Source organism: Streptomyces sp. ASQP_92 (assembly GCF_025399895.1).
In the GTDB taxonomy this organism is placed as follows: domain Bacteria; phylum Actinomycetota; class Actinomycetes; order Streptomycetales; family Streptomycetaceae; genus Streptomyces.
Genome location: NZ_JAODUA010000013.1, coordinates 93,983 through 114,156 on the forward strand (window position 1 = coordinate 93,983; position 20,174 = coordinate 114,156).

The window sequence follows — 20,174 nt, forward strand, 5'->3', positions numbered from 1 at the left end:
AGGAGGCGCTGTGAGCAGCGACCCGTGGGGCCGCGTCGACGAGACGGGCACCGTGTATGTGCGTACAGCCGAGGGCGAAGCGGTCGTCGGATCGTGGCAGGCGGGCTCTCCCGAGGAGGCCCTGGCCTACTTCGAGCGCAAGTACGAGGGCCTGGTTGTCGAGATCGGCCTCCTCGAACGACGGGTGAGGACCACCGACCTGTCGGCGAAGGACGCGCAGGCCGCGATCGACCATCTGCGGGCGCAGGTGGACGAGCATCACGCGGTCGGTGACCTCGACGCGTTGCGGGGGCGCCTCGACAAGCTGGTCGCGACCGTCGAGTCGCGCCGCGAGGAGCGCAAGGTCCAGAAGGCCAAGCAGACCGACGAGGCCAAGCACGCCAAGGAGGCGCTGGTCGCCGAGGCCGAGGAGCTGGCGCAGAGCGAGCAGTGGCGCTCGGCGGGCGAGCGGCTGCGTGCCCTGGTGGACACCTGGAAGGGCCTGCCGCGTCTGGACCGCAAGTCCGACGACGAGCTGTGGCACCGCTTCTCGCACGCCCGCTCGGCGTTCTCCAAGCGCCGCAAGGCGCACTTCGCCTCCCTGGACGCGCAGCGCGAGGACGCCCGCAAGGTCAAGGAGAAGCTGGTCGTCGAGGCCGAGGCCCTGTCCGGGTCCACGGACTGGGGCACGACGGCGGCGCGCTACCGCGACCTCATGGCCGAGTGGAAGGCGGCGGGCCGCGCCCAGCGCGAGGCCGAGGACGAGCTGTGGAACCGCTTCCGCGGCGCCCAGGACGTCTTCTTCGCGGCGCGCAGCGAGGTGTTCGCCGAGCGCGACGCCGAGCAGACCGAGAACCTGAAGCTCAAGGAGGAACTGGCCGTCGAGGCCGAGAAGATCCTCCCGGTGACCGACCTGAAGGCGGCCCGCGCCGCGTTCCGGGCGATCAACGAGCGCTGGGAGGCCATCGGTCACGTACCGCGGGACGCACGCCCCAAGGTCGAGGGCCGGATGCACACCGTGGAGCGGGCGATCCAGGAGGCCGAGGAGGCCGAGTGGCGCCGCACGAACCCGGAGGCGCGGGCGCGTGCCGCGGGCCTCACCGGACAGCTCCAGGACGCGGTCGACAAGCTGCACAAGCAGATCGACGCGGCCCGCGCGGCCGGTAACGACGCCAGGGCGGACAAGCTCGGCCGCGAGCTGGAGGGCCGCCAGGCCCTGCTCGACCAGGCGCTGAAGGGCCTTCAGGAGTTCGGCGGCTGATCACGCACCGCCCAGTAGGCCCCCGGAGCCGTCTGGTTCCGGGGGCTTTCGCGGCTGGGCCGCCGGGCCGGAGGCGCGCTCCAGCATGTCCAGGGCGTGCAGCAGCACCTCGCAGGCCTGGCTGTGGTTGCCGGCGGACTGCAGGAGGGCCGCGAGGCGGCGGCAGACGGTGACGGCCTCGGGGCCGAACCGCTTGCGCGTGATGTGGAAGGCCTGTTCCAGGATGTCGATCGCCTGGGTGTCCTGGCCCGACTCGGTGAGCAGGTCGGCCAGTTCCAGGTGGACGACGACGGCGTCGCCCGTCGCGCCGGGCACCTTGCTCTGCAGGATCATCCGCAGGATCGGCAGCGCGTCGCGACTGCGGCCCACCGATCGGAGCAGGCGCGAGAGTTGGAGCCCGGCGGAGATCATCGCCCCTTCGACCTCGGCATCGATGACCGGGCCCGCGGGCGTGCCGCCCGAGGCCCTCGCACGGTTGCGTACCAGCGGCAGCCGGCCCACGTCGTTCTCCTGGCTGCGCTGTGGGCGCGGGCGGTTCTTGGAGCCGAGCCGGGCGTCCACGGCCCGGTACAGGGTCTCCAGGTCGAGGGTGTCGGGCGCGTCGGGCAGGCCCCGGCGCAGCACGTCGAGCAGCTCCCCGGTGAAGGCGGTGTGCCGCTCGCCGTCCGGCGCGAGGGCCACATGGTCCTTCGGGGACGCGGTCAGGACGTACACGCCCTGCATCCCGGCCTGTGCGGCGAGGGCGCCCGGGCCACCGAGGGTGCGGGCGGCCCGGCCGCTGAAGCAGCAGTCGAGCACGACGATCTTGCGCTGCGCGGGCGAGGCGAGGATGGCGCTGCGCAGGTGCCGGTACTCGACCGCGGTGTAGCCGGCGCCCTCCCTCGATCCGGTGAGGGCGACGTAGAGGTCGGCCGACTCCGAGTCGCGCAGGCCGTGCCCGCAGTAGTACACGAACAGGGTGTCCCGGGCGCGCTCGCCGGCCGCGTACACCGGGTCGAGGAACTCCGCCGGCGTCCCCGGGTCGGCGACCGTGAACGTGTGCGCCTGGGGCAGCCCCCAGATCGTGGCGTCCTGGAGGACGGTGGCGAGATCGGCGAGGTTCGAGCGCACCGCGGGGAGCTGCGCCAGGTGCAGATAGTCGGCCGTGCCGATCAGGACGGCGGCCGACGCCGAGGGGTCAGGCAGTTCCGCCGTCACCGGCCCGCTCCTCCTCCGCCAGGAGGGCGGTGACGCCCCGGAGCACGGCCGGGTCCGCCCCGTGGACCTCGATCTCGACGCCGCCTCGACGCAGGACCACCCCCGTCGGCGCCCGGCGGGCGGCCCTCCACTGGTGGATGGAGAGCGCGAACTGGGCGGCCGCGAGCCCGTTGCCCACCGTCAGCGAGATGACGTCGAGCAGGGCGCCCATGTGCTCGGGGTCCGCCGGCGCCGAACTGCCGAGCATGCCGTGGACTCGGGGGCCGATCTCGTCGTCCGCCTTGAGCCACCGCAGCAGCGAACGCAGTTCGGCCTCGGTGTCGGCGACGCCGTGCACCCGGATCTCGATCATCGGCACCGAACGTTCCTTTCCTTCCCCCGTACGCCGCCGGGGTGGTTGACGTGTGTCGTAGCGCGGGGAGGTCGTCCGGGACGGGTCACTCGAGCAGGGTGCCCTCCGCCGCCGACACCTCGGCGAACTTGGCCACGGCGTGATCCCCCGCGCCGAGCCGGGCCAGGCACACGCCCTGCCAGTAGACGCAGGTCAGCGTCGTGGGGTGGACCGGCCCGAGCGAGGCGCGGCAGGCGTCGGCCAGCCTGCTCAGCAGGCCCACGGCCTCCTCCAGGGAGCCGCGCAGCACCATGCCGACGGCTTCCCGCTGCCGGGCCTCGGCCACGGCCGGGGTCATCGCGTGCAGGATCTCGCTGCGGGTGGCCTCGCTCAGCGCGAGGGCCGAAGTCCCGTGCGGGACACGGGCGTCGAGGTCGGCCATCTCCGCGACCCGCGCGGTGGCCGTGGCATCCCGGCCCGCTACGGCGGGCGGGGACCCGGGGCCGCCGACGACCGCCGCCGGGGCCGGCCCGAAGTCGCGTACCGCCCGGGCGCGCAGGTCCTCGGTGACCGTCTCGGCGATCAGCTCGGCCGCGTTCGGGGGGCAGCGCAGCCGCTCCAGCGTGCCGGCCGCCGTGGGGCGCGCGGTGGGTTCCTTCGCCATCAGGTCCCGCACCAGGTCGGCGAGGTCGTCCGGGGTGTGCGGCCGGCCGCGCAGCCGGGGGGCCTCCTCCTGGACGATCTTGAAGATGACCTCCACCATCGAGCCGCCGCTGAAGGGCTGCTCCCCGGCGAGCATCTCGAAGACGCAGACGCCCAGGGCGTAGAGATCGGTGTACGGGCCGGGGGCTTCCCCGCGCACCACCTCGGGCGCCATGTAGGAGGGCGTGCCGACCACGACGCCGGTCGCGGTCTGGTGGGTGGCGTCCAGGAGGTGGGCGATCCCGAAGTCCTGGAGGACGACCCGGCCGGCCCGGGTGAGGTGGACGTTTCCGGGCTTGACGTCCCGGTGCAGGATGCCGGCCTCGTGGACGGCGGCGAGCCCCGAGCACATGCCGGCGGCCACGGCCCGTACGAGCGCGTGCGGCAGGCGGGACCTGCGGCCGAGCAGGCTGCGCAGGTCGACGCCCTCCAGGAGCTCCATGACCAGGTAGGGCACGTCCCCGTGGAGTCCCACGTCGTGCACGACGACCGTGTTGGGGTGGGCGACGCGGGCGAGCGCCCGGGCCTCCCGGCCGAACCGCTCCCGCATGTCGGAGCCCCCGAGGTCGGAGCGGATCATCTTGACCGCGACCCGGCGTTCCAGTTTGACGTCGAGTGCCTCGTACACCTCTCCCATGCCGCCCGACCCCAGGCGTCCAAGGAGCTGGTAGCGATCGGCGATCACGCTCTGTTCCGCCATGGCACCCCCCCCGGCCCGTTTGACCCGATCATCGCCCTCAACTCGCCTTGCGGGCAAGCCACTTGGGCAATTGCGGGGCACCGGCCCAGGGGGTGGAACCGCTACGGCCGGCGGGCCGAGGTCACGCGGTACACGTCGTACACGCCCTCCACTCCCCGGACCGCCTTCAGGACGTGCCCCAGGTGCTTGGGGTCGCCCATCTCGAAGGTGAAGCGCGAGGTGGCGACGCGGTCGCGGGAGGTCTGCACGGCCGCCGACAGGATGTTGACGTGCTGGTCGGACAGGACGCGGGTGACGTCCGACAGGAGCCGGGAGCGGTCCAGGGCCTCGACCTGGATGGCGACCAGGAAGACCGAGGACTGGGTCGGCGCCCACTCCACTTCGAGGATCCGCTCGGGCTGCTGGGACAGCGAGTCCACGTTCACACAGTCCGCGCGGTGCACCGAGACGCCGCTGCCCCGGGTGACGAAGCCGATGATGGGGTCGCCGGGAACGGGCGTACAGCAGCGGGCCAGCTTGACCCACACGTCGTCGACGCCCTTGACGACCACACCCGGGTCGGCGTTCTTGCGGCGCTTGCTGCGGCCCCGCGAGGGCGGCGCCGACTCGGCGATGTCCTCGTTGGCCGCCTCCTCGCCGCCGAGCGCCTGCACCAGCTTCTGGACGACGCCCTGGGCTGCCACATGGCCCTCGCCGATCGCCGCGTACAGCGAGGAGATGTCGGGGTAGCGCATCTCGTGGGCGAGGGTGACCAGGGAGTCGCCGGTCAGGATCCGCTGGATCGGCAGGTTCTGCTTGCGCATGGCGCGCGCGATGGCGTCCTTGCCGTGCTCGATGGCCTCCTCGCGGCGCTCCTTGGAGAACCAGGCGCGGATCTTGTTGCGGGCGCGCGGCGACTTGACGAAGCCGAGCCAGTCCCGCGAAGGCCCTGCCCCGGCCGCCTTGGAGGTGAAGACCTCCACCAAGTCACCGTTGTCCAGGGTCGATTCGAGCGGGACGAGCCGCCCGTTGACCCGCGCGCCTATCGTGCGGTGGCCGACCTCGGTGTGGACGGCGTACGAGAAGTCGACGGGCGTCGAGCCCGCCGGGAGCGCGATGACGTCTCCCTTGGGCGTGAAGACGAAGACCTCGTTGCGGGAGAGGTCGAAGCGCAGCGACTCCAGGAACTCGCTGGGGTCCTCGGTCTCCTTCTGCCAGTCGAGCAACTGGCGCAGCCACGCCATGTCGTTGAGGTGGTCGTCCTTGCCGGTCTTGCGCGGCACGTCGGTGCGCACCTTGGAGGCGCCGGCGACGGCCTCCTGCTTGTACTTCCAGTGCGCGGCGATGCCGTACTCGGCCCGGCGGTGCATGTCGAAGGTGCGGATCTGTAGCTCGACCGGCTTGCCGTTGGGCCCGATCACCGTCGTGTGCAGCGACTGGTACATGTTGAACTTGGGCATCGCGATGTAGTCCTTGAACCGGCCGGGGACCGGGTTCCATCGCGCGTGGACGGTGCCGAGTGCGGCATAGCAGTCGCGGACCGTGTCCACGAGGACGCGGATGCCCACCAGGTCGTAGATCTCCGCGAAGTCACGGCCGCGGACGATCATCTTCTGGTAGACGCTGTAGTAGTGCTTGGGGCGGCCGGTGACGGTCGCCTTGATGCGGGCCGCGCGCAGATCGGACTGGACCTCGTCGGTCACTATGGCGAGGTACTCGTCGCGCTTGGGGGCGCGCTCGGCGACCAGCCGCACGATCTCGTCGTACATCTTGGGGTAGAGGATCGCGAAGGCGAGGTCCTCCAGCTCCCACTTGATGGTGTTCATGCCCAGGCGGTGGGCGAGCGGCGCGTAGATCTCCAGGGTCTCGCGCGCCTTCTTCTCCTGCTTCTCGCGCTTGAGGTACCGCATGGTGCGCATGTTGTGCAGGCGGTCGGCGAGCTTGATGACCAGGACGCGGGGGTCCTTGGCCATGGCGACGACCATCTTGCGTACGGTCTCGGCCTGCGCGGCGTCGCCGAACTGGACCCGGTCGAGCTTGGTGACGCCGTCGACGAGCAGCGCCACCTGGTCGCCGAAGTCGCGGCGCAGGGTGTCCAGGCCGTACTCGGTGTCCTCGACGGTGTCGTGCAGCAGGCCCGCCATCAGCGTGGCCGGATCCATGCCGAGCTCGGCGAGGATCGTGGTCACCGCGAGCGGGTGCGTGATGTACGGGTCGCCGCTCTTGCGCTTCTGGCCGCGGTGCCAGCGCTCGGCGACCTGGTAGGCACGCTCGACCTGGCGCAGCGTGGCGGTCTCGATCTTGGGGTCGTTGCTGCGCACGATCCGCAGCAGCGGTTCGAGCACCGGGTTGTACGCGGAGGAGCGCTGCACACCCAGACGGGCGAGGCGGGCGCGTACGCGGTTGGAGGACCCACCGGAGCGGGACACCGCGCCGGCCGGCACCACGGGCTTGGCGACCGGCGCCGGAGCGGGCGCCTTGGCCGCGTCCCGGTCGGGCCCGGGCGCCGCCTGCTTCGGCTCGGCCGGGGGCTCGGAGGGCGTGGCCGGAGCCGCCGCGGCCTCTGCGGCCTGTGGATCGGGCTGCGCGGCGGAGAGTGGCTGGGCCTCGTCTGGCAAGAGCGCTCCTCTGGGGGTCCCCCGGACGGACTCTGGGGGAGGGTCCCGGGTCCCCCGGTCAGGCCCGGAAGTACCCATGATATCGAGCCGGGCGCCCCGCCTCTCCCCCGGCCGGTGTGACGGCTGTGCCCGGAGAAACGCCGACGGCGGGCACCGGATTCCTCCGGGCCCGCCTCGACGGTGGTGCGACCGCTCGTTCAGATGGTGATCAGGGCGTCCAGCGGGGCGCCCCGCAGGGCCGGCTCCAGGCGCTCCCGGCCGCCCAGGAAGCCGAGCTCCATCAGGACGGCCACTCCGGCGACCTCGGCCCCGGCCCGGCGGATCAGTTCGAGGCAGGCCCCGGCGGTGCCGCCGGTGGCCAGCACGTCGTCGATGACCAGGACGCGGTCGCCCGCGCCGAGGTCCTCGGCGTGCACCTCGATCTCCGCGGTGCCGTACTCCAGCTCGTACGCCTGCTTCAGCGTGGCTCCGGGGAGCTTGCCCGCCTTGCGTACGGGGATGAAGCCGATCCCGGCGCGCACCGACACGGGGGCGGCGAGGATGAAGCCCCGCGCCTCCAGGCCGACGATCTTCGTCGCGCCGTGCTGGACGCACAGCGCGGCCAGCGCGTCGGTGAGGGCCGTGAACGCCTCCGGGTCCGCGAGCAGCGGGGTGATGTCCTTGAACATCACGCCGGGCTTCGGATAGTCCGGCACGTCACGGATGCGGCTGAGCAGCAGCCCCGCGGTCTCGGTGGAGACGCTGGTCATCGACGCTTCCCCCGGTTGTTGCGGCTCGGCTGGCGGCGCTGGCCGACGACCGCGCCGGCGGTCCCCAGGTCGTCGTCCTCGTCGAGCGGGGCGGCGTCCTGCGACTCCTCGGACTCGCCCTTGGCGGCGGCCGCCGCGCGCTTGGCGAGCACCCGCTTCTTGAGGGCCTTCATCTCCGGCATGGTCTCCTTCAGGTCGGCGACCAGCGGAGTGGCGATGAAGATCGAGGAGTACGCGCCGGCCGCGAGGCCGACGAACAGCGAGAGGGAGATGTCGTTCAGCATGCCGGCGCCGAGGACGCCGCCACCGATGAACAGCAGGCCCGCGACCGGCAGCAGCGCCACGACGGTGGTGTTGATGGAGCGGACCAGGGTGCCGTTGAGGCTCTTGTTCGCCATCTCGCTGTAGGTGACGCGGGTCTGCTTGGTGATCCCCTTCTGGCCCTCCTTGAGTCCGTCGAAGACGACGACGGTGTCGTAGAGGGAGTAACCGAGGATGGTGAGCAGACCGATCACGGTGCCCGGGGTGACCTCGAAGCCGACCAGGGCGTAGACGCCGACCGTGATCGTGAGGTCGTGGATCAGGGCGACCAGGGCCGCGAGTGCCATCCGCCACTCGAAGGCGATGGCCAGGTAGATCACCACGAGGATCATGAAGACGATCAGACCCGTCCAGGCCTTCGTGGCGATCGTCTCGCCCCAACTCGGGCCCACCAGATCGGCGTTGATGGTGTTCGCGTCGACCTTGAGGTCCTTGGCGAGCTCCGTCTTGATCTGGTCGGACTTGGCGGTGTCGATGCCGCCGATGGTGATGCGGATCGAGCCGTCGCCGAGCTTCTGGGCGATCGCGTCGTGACCGGAGGCCGTCTGGGCCGCGTGCTCCGCCTGCGAGGCGGACATCGAGGTCTTCGGGGTGGTGAAGACCGCGCCGCCCTCGAACTCGATGCCCATCGTCAGGCCCCGCACCGCCAGGCCCACGATGGCCGTGATGGTGATCAGGATCGAGATGCCGTACCAGATCTTCCGCTTGCCGACGAAGTCGTAACCGACCTCACCGCGGTACAGCCTGGCGCCGAGAGTGCCGAGCTTCGACATCTCACGCCTCCTTCGGGTTGTCGACGGGGGCGGAGGTGGTGCGGCGGGCGCGGCGCAGCGGGGGCTTGGCGCCGAGCCGCTTGGGGTCGAGCCCGGACCAGGGGTGGCCGCTCGCGAAGAACTTGCGGCGGGCCAGGAGCGTCATCACCGGCTTGGTGAAGAGGAAGACGACGACGACGTCGAGCAGGGTGGTCAGACCCAGGGTGAACGCGAAGCCCTGGACCTTGCCGACCGTCACGATGAACAGCACCGCGGCGGCCAGGAACGACACGAAGTCGGAGACCAGGATGGTGCGCCGGGCGCGCGGCCAGGCACGCTCCACGGCGGGACGCAGGGTGCGGCCCTCGCGGATCTCGTCACGGATGCGCTCGAAGTACACGATGAACGAGTCCGCAGTGATGCCGATGGCGACGATGGCGCCGCAGACCGCGGGCAGGTTCAGCGCGAAGCTGATGGTGGAGCCCAGCAGCGTCATGATCGTGTACGTCAGGATCGCCGAAACGACGAGGCTGAGGATGGCGATCGTGGCGAGGCCGCGGTAGTAGGCCACCAGGTAGATGACGACCAGCGCGAGGCCGATGGCACCCGCGATCAGACCGGCGTGCAGCTGGTCGGCGCCGAGGGCCGCGGTCACGGTGGAGACGCTCTGCTCCGTGAAGGAGAGCGGCAGCGCACCGTAGGACAGCACGTTGGCCAGGTCCTGGGCGGTGGACTGGGTGAAGTTGCCGGAGATCTCGGCGGAGCCGCTGAGCGTGGAGCTCACGGTGGGGGCCGAGACGACCTGGTTGTCCAGCGCGATTGCGAAGCGGTTGTTCGGGTACTGCTGCTGGGAGAGCTTGCCGGTGATCGCCGCGAACTTCTTCGAGCCGCCGCCCGTGAAGTCCATCTGAACGATCCACTGACCGTTCTGCTGGTTGATCACGGCCTGCGCCTTGGCGACGTCGGTGCCGTCGACCTCGGCCGGGCCCAGGATGTACTTCTCCTGGCCGTCCTTGTCGCACGCCACGGTCGGCTCCGAGGACTTGGCGCCCTCGCCGGCCTTGGAGCGGGCTTCCTTGGTGGTGCAGTCGAGCGAGGCGAACTGGGCCTGGAGCTTGGCCGCGGCCGCCGAGTCACCGGCACCGGTCGGGTTCGGCGCGGGGGTGGGCGGCTTGCTCGCGCCGGGCGTGGGCGTACCGGAGGCCTTGAGCGCGTCCGTGAGGGCGCGGCCCTGGGGCGTGCCGGTGGCGCTCGGCTTGCCCGTGGCGCTCGGCGTGGCCTTGCCCGTGGGGCTGGGGGTCGTCTTGCCGGAGGGAGTGGGCGTGGCCTTGCCGGAGGGGCTCGGAGTACCGCTCGGGGTGGGCGGGGCCGCGGCCGGCTGGGCGGTCAGGACCGGCCGGAAGTACAGCTTGGCGGTCTGGCCGACCTGCTGGCGGGCCTGCTCCGAGTCCGTACCCTTGGGGATGTTGACAATGATGTTGTCGCTGCCCTGGGTCTGGACCTCGGCCTCGGTGACGCCAAGACCATTGACACGGCGGTTCATGATCTCGACCGCGGTGTCCATGTTCTTCTTGTTGATCGCCGACTTCTGGCCGGGCTCCGGCTTGGCCTTGAGCGTGATGCTCGTGCCGCCGGCGAGGTCGATGCCCAGCCTCGGTGTGGTGGTGTGGGAAATGAACATCCCACCGGTGAGCGCGACCATGGCGATGAGGATGAAGGCCAGGGCGCGGCCCGGCTTGCTCTGACCCCCCGCCGCCGGCCTTCGGCCCTTGTTCGGTGCTGCCACCTTGTCGTTTCTCCCTGTCCAACCGCCCTGCGCCGGGTGTGCGCGTGGGCGGCCACGAAGTGTTGTGGGGACGTCCCCCGTGGAAGTGGGCGCGCTCCGGGGACCGTCCGCGCCGGTCGGGCGCCGCGGTCCCGGTGCGTGACTACTTCGTGTCGGCCCCGCCGTCGGCCTTGCCGTCCTTGCCGTCCTTGGGCGCGGCGGCGTCCTCCGCCTCGTCCTTCTTGCCCAGGTCGATCTTGGCGTCCTCGGCGACCGCGGCGTCGGCCTCGGCGGCCTCGGTGCTCTCCGTCAGCGAGGAGGCGTCGTCCGGCACCGCCGGGAGCTCCTCCTCGGTGTCACCGTGGACGATGCGGTTGTACTCCTCGTCGCTCAGGACCGCGCCGATCGCGTTCTTGGCGTAGACGGCGTGGACGCCGGGCGCCACCTCCAGGAGGACCGTCTCGTCGCCGATCTCCTTGACGGTGGCGTACATGCCCCCGATGGTGCGGACGCCGGTGCCGGGCTGCATCTCGTTGCGCATGGCGGCGGCCGCCTGCTGCTTCTTCTTGGCGGACCGGGTCATCAGGAACATGGCCCCGATAAGCACAATGAAGGGGAGGAGAGTGATAGGGCTCACGGGACGGAACTTCCTTCGCATGACCACGCCAGGGGCGCGGCCTGATCTGGGGGTGGGTACGCCGGCCTGGAAGGGCGGCATCGGCGGAGTCTAAGCGAGTCCGCACAGATGGAACAACGCCCAGCATCCCACCGGGGTTCCTCGCCGTGCGACCCTCCGCGCCGTCACGCCCCGAACAGCCCCTGTTGTCCGCTTCCTGCCGCGCCGCCGCCCTGCTGCGGGGGGACGAGGCCGAGGTGGGCCCAGGCGGCGGGCGTGGCCACCCGGCCGCGCGGGGTGCGGGCGAGCAGCCCCTCGCGGACCAGGAAGGGCTCGGCCACTTCCTCCACCGTCTCGCGCTCCTCCCCCACCGCGACCGCGAGCGTCGACAGGCCCACCGGGCCGCCGCCGAACAGCTTCAGGAGGGCTTGCAGGACGGCCCGGTCCAGGCGGTCGAGACCGCGGGCGTCGACCTCGTACACCCCGAGCGCGATGGAGGCGATCTCGGGGGTGATGACGCCGTCCGCCTTGACCTGGGCGTAGTCGCGGACGCGGCGAAGCAGCCGGTTGGCGATGCGCGGGGTGCCCCGGGAGCGGCCCGCGATCTCTGCGGCGCCGGCCCCGTCGATCTCCACGTCGAGCAGCCGGGCCGAGCGGTGGATGACCCGCTCCAGCTCGGCGGGCTCGTAGAACTCCATGTGCCCGGTGAACCCGAACCGGTCGCGCAGCGGGGGCGGCAGCAGGCCGGCCCGGGTGGTGGCGCCGACCAGGGTGAAGGGGGGCAGCTCAAGCGGGATGGCGGTGGCGCCGGGGCCCTTGCCGACGATGACGTCGACCCGGAAGTCCTCCATCGCCATGTAGAGCATTTCCTCGGCGGGCCGCGACATCCGGTGGATCTCGTCGAGGAAGAGGACCTCGCCCTCCTGGAGGGAGGACAGGATCGCGGCGAGGTCGCCGGCGTGCTGGATGGCCGGGCCGCTGGTGATGCGGATCGGGGCGCCCATCTCGGCCGCGATGATCATCGAGAGGGTGGTCTTGCCGAGGCCGGGGGCGCCGGAGAGCAGAACGTGGTCCGCGGTGGCGCCCCGGGCGCGGGCCGCGCGCAGGACCAGGTCGAGCTGTTCGCGGACCTTCTCCTGACCGACGAACTCATCGAGGTCCTTGGGTCGCAGGGCGGCCTCGACGGCGGTGTCCTCACCGTCCGCGTCGGGCCCCACGAGGCGGTCGCCGGCCGTCGCGGACAGGTCCGCCGTGTCGGAGCCGTCTTCCCAGTTCATGACGTGTGCCTCGGATCGTGGTCGCGGTGGGGGGTGCGGGCGGGCGCGCTCAGCGGGCGCGGTTCAGGGTCTGGAGGGCGGCCTTCAGGAGGGCGCCGACGTTGGGCTTGTCGGAGGCCTCCGCCTGGGGCGCTACCGCCGAGACCGCCTCGTCGGCCTCTCGGGGCGCGTAGCCGAGCCCGACGAGGGCGGCGTGCAACTGGTCGCGCCAGCCCGAGGCGGCCGGGGCGCCGGCCGCCGGGGCGGTGCCGGTGGGCGCGCCGAGGCGGTCCTTCAGCTCGATGAGGAGCTTCTGGGCGCCCTTCTTGCCGATGCCCGGCACCGCGGTGAGCGCCTTCTCGTCGCCACTGGCGAAGGCGCGGCGCAGCGCGTCCGGGGTGTGCACCGACAGGACCGCCTGGGCGAGCCGGGGACCGACCCCGTTGGCGGTCTGGAGCAGCTCGAAGACCTGCTTCTCGTCGTCGTCGGCGAAGCCGTACAGGGTCAGCGAGTCCTCCCGTACGACCAGGGAGGTGGCGAGTTTGGCGTGCTGCCCGATGCGCAGTTCGGCCAGGGTGTTGGGCGTGCACTGGAGGGCCATGCCGATGCCGCCGACCTCGACCACCGCGGCGTCGGGTGCGAGGGCGGCGACCGGGCCGCTGACGAAGGCGATCATCGGGTGACCTTCCGTACGGAGTGCTGGGCGTGGGCCTGTTGGAGCCGGTTGAGCGCGGGGGCGCGCCAGATGTGGCAGATGGCGAGGGCCAGCGCGTCCGCCGCGTCGGCCGGTTTGGGCGGGGCGTCGAGCCTCAGCAGCCGGGTCACCATCGCGCCGACCTGTGCCTTGTCGGCCCGGCCGCTGCCGGTGACGGCGGCCTTGACCTCGCTCGGGGTGTGCAGGGCGACGGGGATGCCGCGCCGCGACGCGCACAGCATGGCGACCGCGCTCGCCTGGGCGGTGCCCATCACCGTGCGCACGTTGTGCTGGCTGAACACCCGCTCCACGGCGACGAATTCGGGCCGGTGCGCGTCTAGCCACTCCTCGATGCCGCGCTCGATGGCGACGAGGCGATGGCCCAACTCGGCGTCCGCCGGGGTCCGTACGACGCCGACGCCCAGCATCGTCAGGGGCCGGCCCGCGAGCCCCTCGACCACGCCGACGCCGCACCGCGTCAGCCCGGGGTCCACCCCGAGTACCCGCATGGCCCCTCCCCCTGACGATCCCCTGACGATCTTCGACTTCCTGCCAGGCTATCCGCTGCCACTGACAACGGCGGCGGGCCGATGGGACGTGTCCCATCGGCCCGCCGAAAACGCCCGGTCCGCGACCGCGTTACGCGTCGACCTTCTCCATGACCTCGTCGGAGATGTCGAAGTTGGCGAAGACGTTCTGCACGTCGTCGCTGTCCTCCAGCGCGTCGATCAGCTTGAAGATCTTCCGCGCGCCCTCCTCGTCCAGCTCGACCTGCATGGTCGGGACGAAGTTGGCCTCGGCCGAGTCGTAGTCGATGCCGGCCTCCTGAAGCGCCGTGCGGACCGCGACCATGTCGGTGGCCTCGGAGATGATCTCGAAGGTGTCACCGAGGTCGTTGACCTCCTCGGCGCCCGCTTCCAGAACGGTCTCCAGCACGTCGTCCTCGGAGAGTTCGCCCTTGGGCAGGACGACAACGCCCTTGCGGTTGAACAGGTACGAGACGGACCCCGGGTCGGCCATGGAGCCGCCGTTGCGGGTCATCGCGACACGTACGTCGGAGGCGGCGCGGTTGCGGTTGTCGGTGAGGCACTCGATGAGCACCGCGACACCGTTGGGGCCGTAACCCTCGTACATGATCGTCTCGTAGTCGGCACCGCCCGCCTCGAGACCGGCGCCGCGCTTGAGCGCGGAGTCGATGTTCTTGTTGGGCACCGACTGCTTCTTGGCCTTCTGTACGGCGTCGAAGAGGGTCGGGTTGCCGTCGATGTCGGCGCCCCCGGTGCGGGCCGCGACCTCGATGTTCTTGATCAGCTTCGCGAAGAGCTTGCCGCGCTTGGCATCGATCACGGCCTTCTTGTGCTTCGTCGTAGCCCATTTAGAGTGGCCGGACATCTGCCTGTCTCCTTCGCGTAACCCATTCTGCGTCGTTCGGCAGAGATCCTACCGGGACCCGGTCACCGGGCGGCGCGCACCATGTCCACGAACAGCTCGTGCATGCGGTGGTCGCCCGTGAGCTCGGGGTGGAACGAGGTCGCCAGCGCGTTGCCCTGGCGCACGGCCACGATGTGGCCGCCGTGCTCGGCGAGCACCTGGGCGCCGGCGCCCACGGACTCGACCCAGGGGGCGCGGATGAACACGCCTTCCACCGGGCCGACTCCCGTGACCTCGACCGTCGCCTCGAACGACTCGTTCTGGCGGCCGAAGGCGTTGCGGCGGACGATCATCTCGATGCCGCCGATGGTCTCCTGGCCCGAACGCGGGTCGAGGATCTTGTCGGCGAGCATGATCAGCCCGGCGCAGGTGCCGTACACGGGCATGCCCGCCCGCACCCGCTCGCGCAGCGGCTCCAGCATGCCGAACAGTGCGGCGAGCTTGGAGATGGTGGTGGACTCGCCGCCGGGGATGACCAGGCCGTCCACCTCGGCGAGCTCCTCGGGGCGCCTGACCGGCCTGGCCACGGCGTCCGCCGAGGCCAGGGCGATGAGGTGCTCCCGTACGTCGCCCTGGAGCGCCAGGACTCCGATCACAGGGGTGTTCATGAGTGACTACCAGCCGCGGTTGGCGTAGCGCTCGGTCTCGGGCAGCGTGTCGCAGTTGATGCCGACCATGGCCTCGCCCAGGTTGCGGGAGGCGTCCGCGATGATCTTCGGGTCGTCGTAGAAGGTGGTGGCCTTCACGATGGCGGCGGCGCGCTTGGCCGGGTCGCCCGACTTGAAGATGCCGGAACCGACGAAGACGCCCTCGGCGCCGAGCTGGCGCATCAGCGCCGCGTCGGCCGGGGTGGCCACGCCGCCGGCGGAGAACAGCACGACCGGGAGCTTGCCGAGCTCGGAGACTTCCTTGACCAGCTCGTACGGGGCGCGCAGCTCCTTGGCGGCGGCGTACAGCTCGTTGTTGTCGAAGCCACGCAGCTTGGCGATCTCGTTCTTGATCTGGCGCAGGTGACGGACGGCCTCGACGACGTTGCCGGTGCCGGCCTCGCCCTTCGAGCGGATCATGGCCGCGCCCTCGGCGATGCGGCGCAGGGCCTCGCCCAGGTTGGTGGCGCCACAGACGAACGGCGTGGTGAAGGCGAACTTGTCGCTGTGGTTGACCTCGTCGGCCGGGGTGAGGACCTCGGACTCGTCGATGTAGTCGACACCGAGGGACTGGAGGACCTGGGCCTCGACGAAGTGACCGATGCGGGACTTGGCCATCACCGGGATGGAGACCGCCTCGATGATCTCCTCGATCATGTTGGGGTCGGACATCCGGGCCACGCCGCCGTCCTTGCGGATGTCGGCCGGAACCCGCTCCAGGGCCATGACGGCGACGGCGCCCGCGTCCTCGGCGATCTTCGCCTGCTCGGCGTTGACCACGTCCATGATCACACCGCCCTTGAGCTGCTCGGCCATGCCGCGCTTGACGCGGGCGGTGCCGAGGGCGGGGCCGTCGGACTGGGGGGTGCTGGAAGGGGTGCTGGACACGGAGCGCCTCACTGAGTGAAGAAGGGGATTCTGCTTCTCCGAGACAACCCCGGCCGTCCAGTCCACATCAAGGGCCAATGCTCAGCCGGTGGATCGTTTTCGCGGATCGGCCGGGCGCCGGTCGCACGGCTCAGGTCCCCGGACGGTCGGCCAGCGCCGTCGGGGGCTCGTCGTCCATCTCGAACGCGAGCGGGAACGGCGCGTGGCCCGCGAGCCGCAGCCAGCGCACCGTGCGGTGCCTGCGCAGGGCGCGGGCCGCGCGCACCGCGTCGTTGTGGAAGCGCCGGGCCATCGGCACCCTGCGCACCGCCTGCGCCAGTTCCTCGGCGGCCTCCACTCCGCCGGGCGCCTCGCGTACGGCGTCGACCTGCGCGGGCTCCCCGAAGACGGCCCGCAGCGCCTGGCTGAGCTCGCTCTCGGCGACCTCCCGGTGCTCCTCCTCCGCCTGGCGCGCGGCGTGCGCGGCCTCGTACAGCACGATGGAGGCGGCCGGGTCTAGCACCCCGCTGGTGGCCAGTTCCTGGGTGACCGAGGCGCGGCGCAGCAGCTGGGCGTCCAGGGAGGCGCGGGCCAGGTCGATGCGGGCGTGCAGCCGGTCGAGCCGGCCGGCGGTCCAGCTGAGGTAGAGGCCGATCGCGACGAGGGCGACGACGATCCAGATGAGGGTTACGGTCACGGGCCGCAAGGCTACCGGGGGGCCCTTGGCAGGGTGCGCAGTACGGCCCACCTTCGCCCCTCCCGCCGCGCAACACCGGCCCACGCGGCCCACCTCAGTCGACGCCCTGCCCGGCGCGGGCCCACGCGGCCCACCACTGCCCCGCCGGCTGCTCAGCACCGGCCCATGAGGCCACCCCAGCCCGTCCGGCGATTGAGGACGAGGGCCCTCCAGGCCCGAACGGGGTCTGGGGCAGAGCCCCAGGCAACCCCGCATTCGACTGCGGACCGTGCCCGCATCCCGCGCAGTTCCCCGCGCCCCCAAGCGGTACCGGCGCCGGCCAGCACGCGCACCCCCAGCCCGACATGGGGGCCGTCGACTGCGGACCGTGCCCGCCCCCCGCGCAGTTCCCCGCGCCCCCAAGCGGCACCGGTGCCGGCCAGCACGCGCACCCCCAGCCCGACACGGGAGGCCGTCGACTGCGGACCGTGCCCGCAACCCGCGCAGTTCCCCGCGCCCCCAAGCGGTACCGGTGCCGGGCGGCATGTGCACCCTCAGCCCGACATGGGGGCCGTCGACTGCGGACCGTGCCCGCAACCCGCGCAGTTCCCCGCGCCCCCAAGCGGTACCGGCGCCGGGCAGCATCCGCACCCCCAGCCCGACACGGGGGCCGTCGGCTGCGGACCGTGCCCGCATCCCGCGCAGCTCCCCGCGCCCCAAGCCGCACTGGTGCCGGCCAACATCCGCAGCCTCAGCCCGTCCGGCGATTGAGGACGAGGGCCCTCCAGGCCCGAACGGGGTTCGGGGCGGAGCCGCGGCGCCCCCGGAGTGAGGCGGGGTTCAGTCGCGGGCGAGGCCGAACCGCGCACGGAATCCGGTGCGTTCGTCCGCCGCCACCGCCGCCGCCCCGTGCGTCACCGTCTCGTACACCGCGAGGATGTCCGCGCCGACCGTCGCCCAGTCGAAGCGCCGCACATGGGCGGATCCGCGCTCGCTGAGGCCCGCGCGGCGCTCGGGGTCGCCGAGCAGGCGTACCGCGGCCGAGGCCAGCGCGTCCGCGTCCTCGTTGGCGAAGAGGTCGCCGGCCGCGCCCTGGTCCAGGACCTGGGCGAAGGCGTCCAGATCGCTGGCGAGGACCGCGGCGCCGGCCGACAGCGCCTCGACGAGGATGATGCCGAAGCTCTCGCCGCCGGTGTTGGGGGCGACGTAGACGTCCACGCTGCGCAGCAGCCGCGCCTTGTCCTCGTCGCTCACCATGCCCAGGAACTCGACCCGGGAGTGCAACTCGGGCGGAAGCGACGCCACGGCTTCCTCCTCGTCGCCCCGGCCCGCGACGAGCAGCCGGGCCTCCGGACGCTCCGCGAAGATGCGCGGCAGCGCCTTCATCAGGACCGGCAGGCCCTTGCGGGGCTCGTCGATGCGGCCGATGAAGCCGAGGGTCCCGCCCTGCCACTCCTTCTTCGGCTCGGCCTTGGCGAAGAAGTCGACGTCGACGCCGTTGGGGATCACCACAGCGTCACCGCCCAGGTGTTCCACCAGAGTGCGCCGGGCGTACTCGCTGACCGCGATGCGCGCGCTGATCTTCTCCAGGGCGGGCTGGAGGATCGGATAGGCCGCGATCATCGCGCGGGAGCGGGGGTTGGAGGTGTGGAAGGTCGCCACGATGGGCCCCTGGGCGGCCCAGCAGGACAGGAGGCCGAGCGAGGGCGAGGCCGGCTCGTGGATGTGGATGACGTCGAAGGTGCCGTCGTGCAGCCAGCGCCGCACCCGGGCGGCCGAGAGGAACCCGAAGTTGAGCCGCGCCACCGAGCCGTTGTACGGGACCGGGACGGCGCGGCCGGCCGAGACGACGTAGGGGGGGAGCGGGGTCTCGTCGTCGGCCGGGGCCAGGACGGACACCTCGTGGCCCAGCCGGATCAGGTGGTCGGCCAGGTCCCTGATGTGGAACTGGACGCCGCCGGGGACGTCCCACGAGTACGGACAGACGATGCCGATCTTCACGGCCGTCGCTCCTCCAGGTCCACGAGCCACAGGCGTTGCAGCATGTGCCAGTCCTCGGGGTGCTCGGCGATTCCGGTGGCGAAGGCGTCTGCCATCGCCTGTGTCATCGAGGACGTCCTGGAGGCCCGGTCACCTGTCTCGGGCACCTCGATGGGCGGATGCACCCGGCCCTTCATGACGGGCGTCTCGTCGTACCAGAGCGTCACCGGCAGGAGCAGCGCGCCGGTCTGCTGGGCGAGCATGGCGGGCCCGGCCGGCATCCGGGCCGTCTCGCCGAAGAACTTGACCTCGACGCCGGAGGCCGACAGGTCGCGGTCGGCGACCAGGCAGACCAGACCGCCCGCGCGCAGCCGCCGGGCGAGTATGCCGAAGGCGGCGCCGCCGGTGTGCGGCAGCACCTCCATGCCCAGGCCCTCGCGGTAGGCGACGAAACGGTCGTAGAGGGTCTCGGGCTTGAGGCGCTCGGCGACCGTGGTGAAGGGGATGTCCAGCTTGGTGGTGACCCAGGCACCGGCGAGGTCGTAGTTGCCCATGTGGGGCAGCGCGACGACGACACCGCGGCCGGAGGCCAGCGCGTCGCTCAGGTGGTGGACGTCCTCGGGCACGAAGCCGTTCCTCATCCGGTCCCTGCTCCACGCGGGCAGCCGGAAGGACTCCATCCAGTACCGCATGTACGAGCGCATCCCGGCCCGGGAGAGTTCGGCGAGCCGGGCCGGACCGGCGTCGGGCACGACGCGCGCCAGGTTGGACTCCAGGCGCAGCACGCTCTTGCCGCGCCGCTTCCAGACCTGGTCGGCGATGCGCCGCCCCAGCCCGTTGGCGACGGGTTCCGGCAGCTTCTTGACGGTGGACCAGCCCAGGCCGTAGAGCGCGTCGGTCAGGCGGTCCTTCATGCGTCCGCCCCGTCGGCCGTCCGGGCGGCGGCCGCGTCGGCCTCCTCGGACTCGCGGCGCACGGTCACCACGCGCTGGATCAGCGTGATCAGGCTGCCCACGGCGACGATCCACAGCGCGATGGGGAGCAGCACCTGGATGCCCGGCACCCCGAACTTGTGCAGGCCCGCGAGGCCCGCGGCGACCAGCGAGATGACGAGCCGTTCGGCGCGCTCGACCAGGCCGTTGACCGCGACCGGCAGGCCGATCGCCTCGCCGCGCGCCTTCGTGTACGACACCACCTGGCCGCTGGCCAGGCAGAAGATGGCGACCGCGCACAGGACGTCGTTGTCGCCCTGCCCCGCGTACCAGAGGGCGAAGCCGCCGAAGATCGCGCCGTCGGCGACCCGGTCGAGCGTCGAGTCGAGGAAGGCGCCCCAGCGGCTGGAGATCCCGGCCTGGCGGGCCATGTTGCCGTCGACCAGGTCGGAGAAGACGAAGAGGGTGATGACGATCGTGCCCCAGAACAGCTCTCCACGGGGGAAGAAGACCAGCGCACCCGCCATCACTCCGGCCGTGCCGATGAGGGTCACCGCGTCGGGGCTGACTCCGCGGCGGAGCAGAAATGCGGCGAACGGCGTGAGGACACGCGTGAAGAATGCACGCGCGTACTTGTTCAGCATGGCCTTCCCGAGGGGTCGGTGTGGCCGCGCGGCCCCTGCTGGCCACCGGCCGACCCATCGTAGCCACGACTGCGCGG

General features: G+C 71.7%; 19 protein-coding genes. 1 reads left to right on the plus strand and 18 read right to left on the minus strand.

Annotation, left to right across the window (positions count from 1 at the left end):
- Positions 1 to 10: 10 nt before the first annotated feature.
- Positions 11 to 1,240 carry a DUF349 domain-containing protein gene (locus N4G70_RS24895; protein ID WP_261714944.1) on the plus strand — a complete coding sequence of 410 codons (1,230 nt, stop codon included), beginning with the start codon at positions 11 to 13 and terminating at the stop codon, positions 1,238 to 1,240.
- Here N4G70_RS24895 and N4G70_RS24900 read toward each other — a convergent pair whose 3' ends face one another.
- The 18 genes from N4G70_RS24900 to pgsA form a co-directional block, all read right to left on the minus strand.
- Positions 1,241 to 2,437, minus strand: coding sequence for a caspase domain-containing protein (locus N4G70_RS24900; RefSeq protein WP_261714945.1), 1,197 nt, complete (start codon positions 2,435 to 2,437; stop codon positions 1,241 to 1,243).
- On the minus strand, positions 2,418 to 2,789 hold the full coding sequence (locus tag N4G70_RS24905; RefSeq protein WP_261715057.1) for an effector-associated constant component EACC1: 372 nt from the start codon (positions 2,787 to 2,789) through the stop codon (positions 2,418 to 2,420). The genes N4G70_RS24900 and N4G70_RS24905 overlap by 20 nt, the downstream gene beginning before the upstream one ends.
- Before the next feature lie 85 nt (positions 2,790 to 2,874).
- Positions 2,875 to 4,170: a serine/threonine-protein kinase gene (locus N4G70_RS24910; RefSeq protein ID WP_261714946.1), complete on the minus strand. Its 1,296-nt coding sequence runs from the start codon at positions 4,168 to 4,170 to the stop codon at positions 2,875 to 2,877.
- A gap of 101 nt (positions 4,171 to 4,271) precedes the next feature.
- Positions 4,272 to 6,767 (minus strand): bifunctional (p)ppGpp synthetase/guanosine-3',5'-bis(diphosphate) 3'-pyrophosphohydrolase, encoded by a 2,496-nt coding sequence (locus N4G70_RS24915; protein ID WP_261714947.1) that lies wholly within the window; start codon positions 6,765 to 6,767, stop codon positions 4,272 to 4,274.
- A 197-nt stretch (positions 6,768 to 6,964) separates the two neighbouring features.
- A complete protein-coding gene (locus N4G70_RS24920; protein WP_261714948.1) occupies positions 6,965 to 7,516 on the minus strand; it encodes an adenine phosphoribosyltransferase in 552 nt (183 codons plus the stop codon).
- Positions 7,513 to 8,610, minus strand: a complete 1,098-nt coding sequence (secF, locus tag N4G70_RS24925) for a protein translocase subunit SecF (RefSeq protein ID WP_261714949.1) — start codon at positions 8,608 to 8,610, stop codon at positions 7,513 to 7,515. Before secF ends, N4G70_RS24920 begins: the two co-directional genes overlap by 4 nt.
- A gap of 1 nt (position 8,611) precedes the next feature.
- The gene (gene secD, locus N4G70_RS24930; protein ID WP_261714950.1) at positions 8,612 to 10,375 is read right to left on the minus strand and encodes a protein translocase subunit SecD; all 1,764 of its coding nucleotides are present in this window, start codon (positions 10,373 to 10,375) and stop codon (positions 8,612 to 8,614) included.
- A gap of 142 nt (positions 10,376 to 10,517) precedes the next feature.
- On the minus strand, positions 10,518 to 10,991 hold the full coding sequence (gene yajC, locus N4G70_RS24935; protein WP_261714951.1) for a preprotein translocase subunit YajC: 474 nt from the start codon (positions 10,989 to 10,991) through the stop codon (positions 10,518 to 10,520).
- Positions 10,992 to 11,155: 164 nt separating this feature from the next.
- Positions 11,156 to 12,247, minus strand: a complete 1,092-nt coding sequence (gene ruvB / locus N4G70_RS24940; protein ID WP_261714952.1) for a Holliday junction branch migration DNA helicase RuvB — start codon at positions 12,245 to 12,247, stop codon at positions 11,156 to 11,158.
- Positions 12,248 to 12,296: 49 nt separating this feature from the next.
- On the minus strand, positions 12,297 to 12,902 hold the full coding sequence (gene ruvA / locus N4G70_RS24945) for a Holliday junction branch migration protein RuvA (protein ID WP_261714953.1): 606 nt from the start codon (positions 12,900 to 12,902) through the stop codon (positions 12,297 to 12,299).
- Positions 12,899 to 13,429, minus strand: coding sequence for a crossover junction endodeoxyribonuclease RuvC (gene ruvC, locus N4G70_RS24950; RefSeq protein ID WP_120725158.1), 531 nt, complete (start codon positions 13,427 to 13,429; stop codon positions 12,899 to 12,901). Before ruvC ends, ruvA begins: the two co-directional genes overlap by 4 nt.
- Before the next feature lie 130 nt (positions 13,430 to 13,559).
- A complete protein-coding gene (locus tag N4G70_RS24955; protein WP_261714954.1) occupies positions 13,560 to 14,312 on the minus strand; it encodes a YebC/PmpR family DNA-binding transcriptional regulator in 753 nt (250 codons plus the stop codon).
- A 62-nt stretch (positions 14,313 to 14,374) separates the two neighbouring features.
- A complete protein-coding gene (pdxT, locus tag N4G70_RS24960; RefSeq protein WP_261714955.1) occupies positions 14,375 to 14,959 on the minus strand; it encodes a pyridoxal 5'-phosphate synthase glutaminase subunit PdxT in 585 nt (194 codons plus the stop codon).
- A 6-nt stretch (positions 14,960 to 14,965) separates the two neighbouring features.
- Positions 14,966 to 15,886 (minus strand): pyridoxal 5'-phosphate synthase lyase subunit PdxS, encoded by a 921-nt coding sequence (gene pdxS, locus N4G70_RS24965; RefSeq protein WP_261714956.1) that lies wholly within the window; start codon positions 15,884 to 15,886, stop codon positions 14,966 to 14,968.
- Between the two features lie 130 nt (positions 15,887 to 16,016).
- Positions 16,017 to 16,562: a hypothetical protein gene (locus N4G70_RS24970; RefSeq protein ID WP_261714957.1), complete on the minus strand. Its 546-nt coding sequence runs from the start codon at positions 16,560 to 16,562 to the stop codon at positions 16,017 to 16,019.
- An 819-nt stretch (positions 16,563 to 17,381) separates the two neighbouring features.
- Positions 17,382 to 18,542: a glycosyltransferase family 4 protein gene (locus tag N4G70_RS24975; RefSeq protein WP_261714958.1), complete on the minus strand. Its 1,161-nt coding sequence runs from the start codon at positions 18,540 to 18,542 to the stop codon at positions 17,382 to 17,384.
- A complete protein-coding gene (locus N4G70_RS24980) occupies positions 18,539 to 19,435 on the minus strand; it encodes a phosphatidylinositol mannoside acyltransferase (RefSeq protein ID WP_261714959.1) in 897 nt (298 codons plus the stop codon). Before N4G70_RS24980 ends, N4G70_RS24975 begins: the two co-directional genes overlap by 4 nt.
- Complete coding sequence (gene pgsA, locus N4G70_RS24985) at positions 19,432 to 20,097, minus strand: phosphatidylinositol phosphate synthase (RefSeq protein WP_261714960.1); 666 nt, start codon at positions 20,095 to 20,097, stop codon at positions 19,432 to 19,434. The genes N4G70_RS24980 and pgsA overlap by 4 nt, the downstream gene beginning before the upstream one ends.
- Between the last annotated feature and the right edge of the window lie 77 nt (positions 20,098 to 20,174).

Excerpts from the sequence above, each read along its gene's own strand:
- N4G70_RS24905 (WP_261715057.1), bottom strand. The coding sequence starts at position 2,789 with ATGATCGAGATCCGGGTGCACGGCGTCGCCGACACCGAGGCCGAACTG.
- N4G70_RS24955 (WP_261714954.1), bottom strand. The coding sequence starts at position 14,312 with ATGTCCGGCCACTCTAAATGGGCTACGACGAAGCACAAGAAGGCCGTG.
- ruvC (WP_120725158.1), bottom strand. The coding sequence starts at position 13,429 with ATGCGGGTACTCGGGGTGGACCCCGGGCTGACGCGGTGCGGCGTCGGC.
- pgsA (WP_261714960.1), bottom strand. The coding sequence starts at position 20,097 with ATGCTGAACAAGTACGCGCGTGCATTCTTCACGCGTGTCCTCACGCCG.
- N4G70_RS24920 (WP_261714948.1), bottom strand. The coding sequence starts at position 7,516 with ATGACCAGCGTCTCCACCGAGACCGCGGGGCTGCTGCTCAGCCGCATC.
- ruvA (WP_261714953.1), bottom strand. The coding sequence starts at position 12,902 with ATGATCGCCTTCGTCAGCGGCCCGGTCGCCGCCCTCGCACCCGACGCC.
- secF (WP_261714949.1), bottom strand. The coding sequence starts at position 8,610 with ATGTCGAAGCTCGGCACTCTCGGCGCCAGGCTGTACCGCGGTGAGGTC.
- pdxT (WP_261714955.1), bottom strand. The coding sequence starts at position 14,959 with ATGAACACCCCTGTGATCGGAGTCCTGGCGCTCCAGGGCGACGTACGG.
- ruvB (WP_261714952.1), bottom strand. The coding sequence starts at position 12,247 with ATGAACTGGGAAGACGGCTCCGACACGGCGGACCTGTCCGCGACGGCC.
- N4G70_RS24910 (WP_261714946.1), bottom strand. The coding sequence starts at position 4,170 with ATGGCGGAACAGAGCGTGATCGCCGATCGCTACCAGCTCCTTGGACGC.
- N4G70_RS24980 (WP_261714959.1), bottom strand. The coding sequence starts at position 19,435 with ATGAAGGACCGCCTGACCGACGCGCTCTACGGCCTGGGCTGGTCCACC.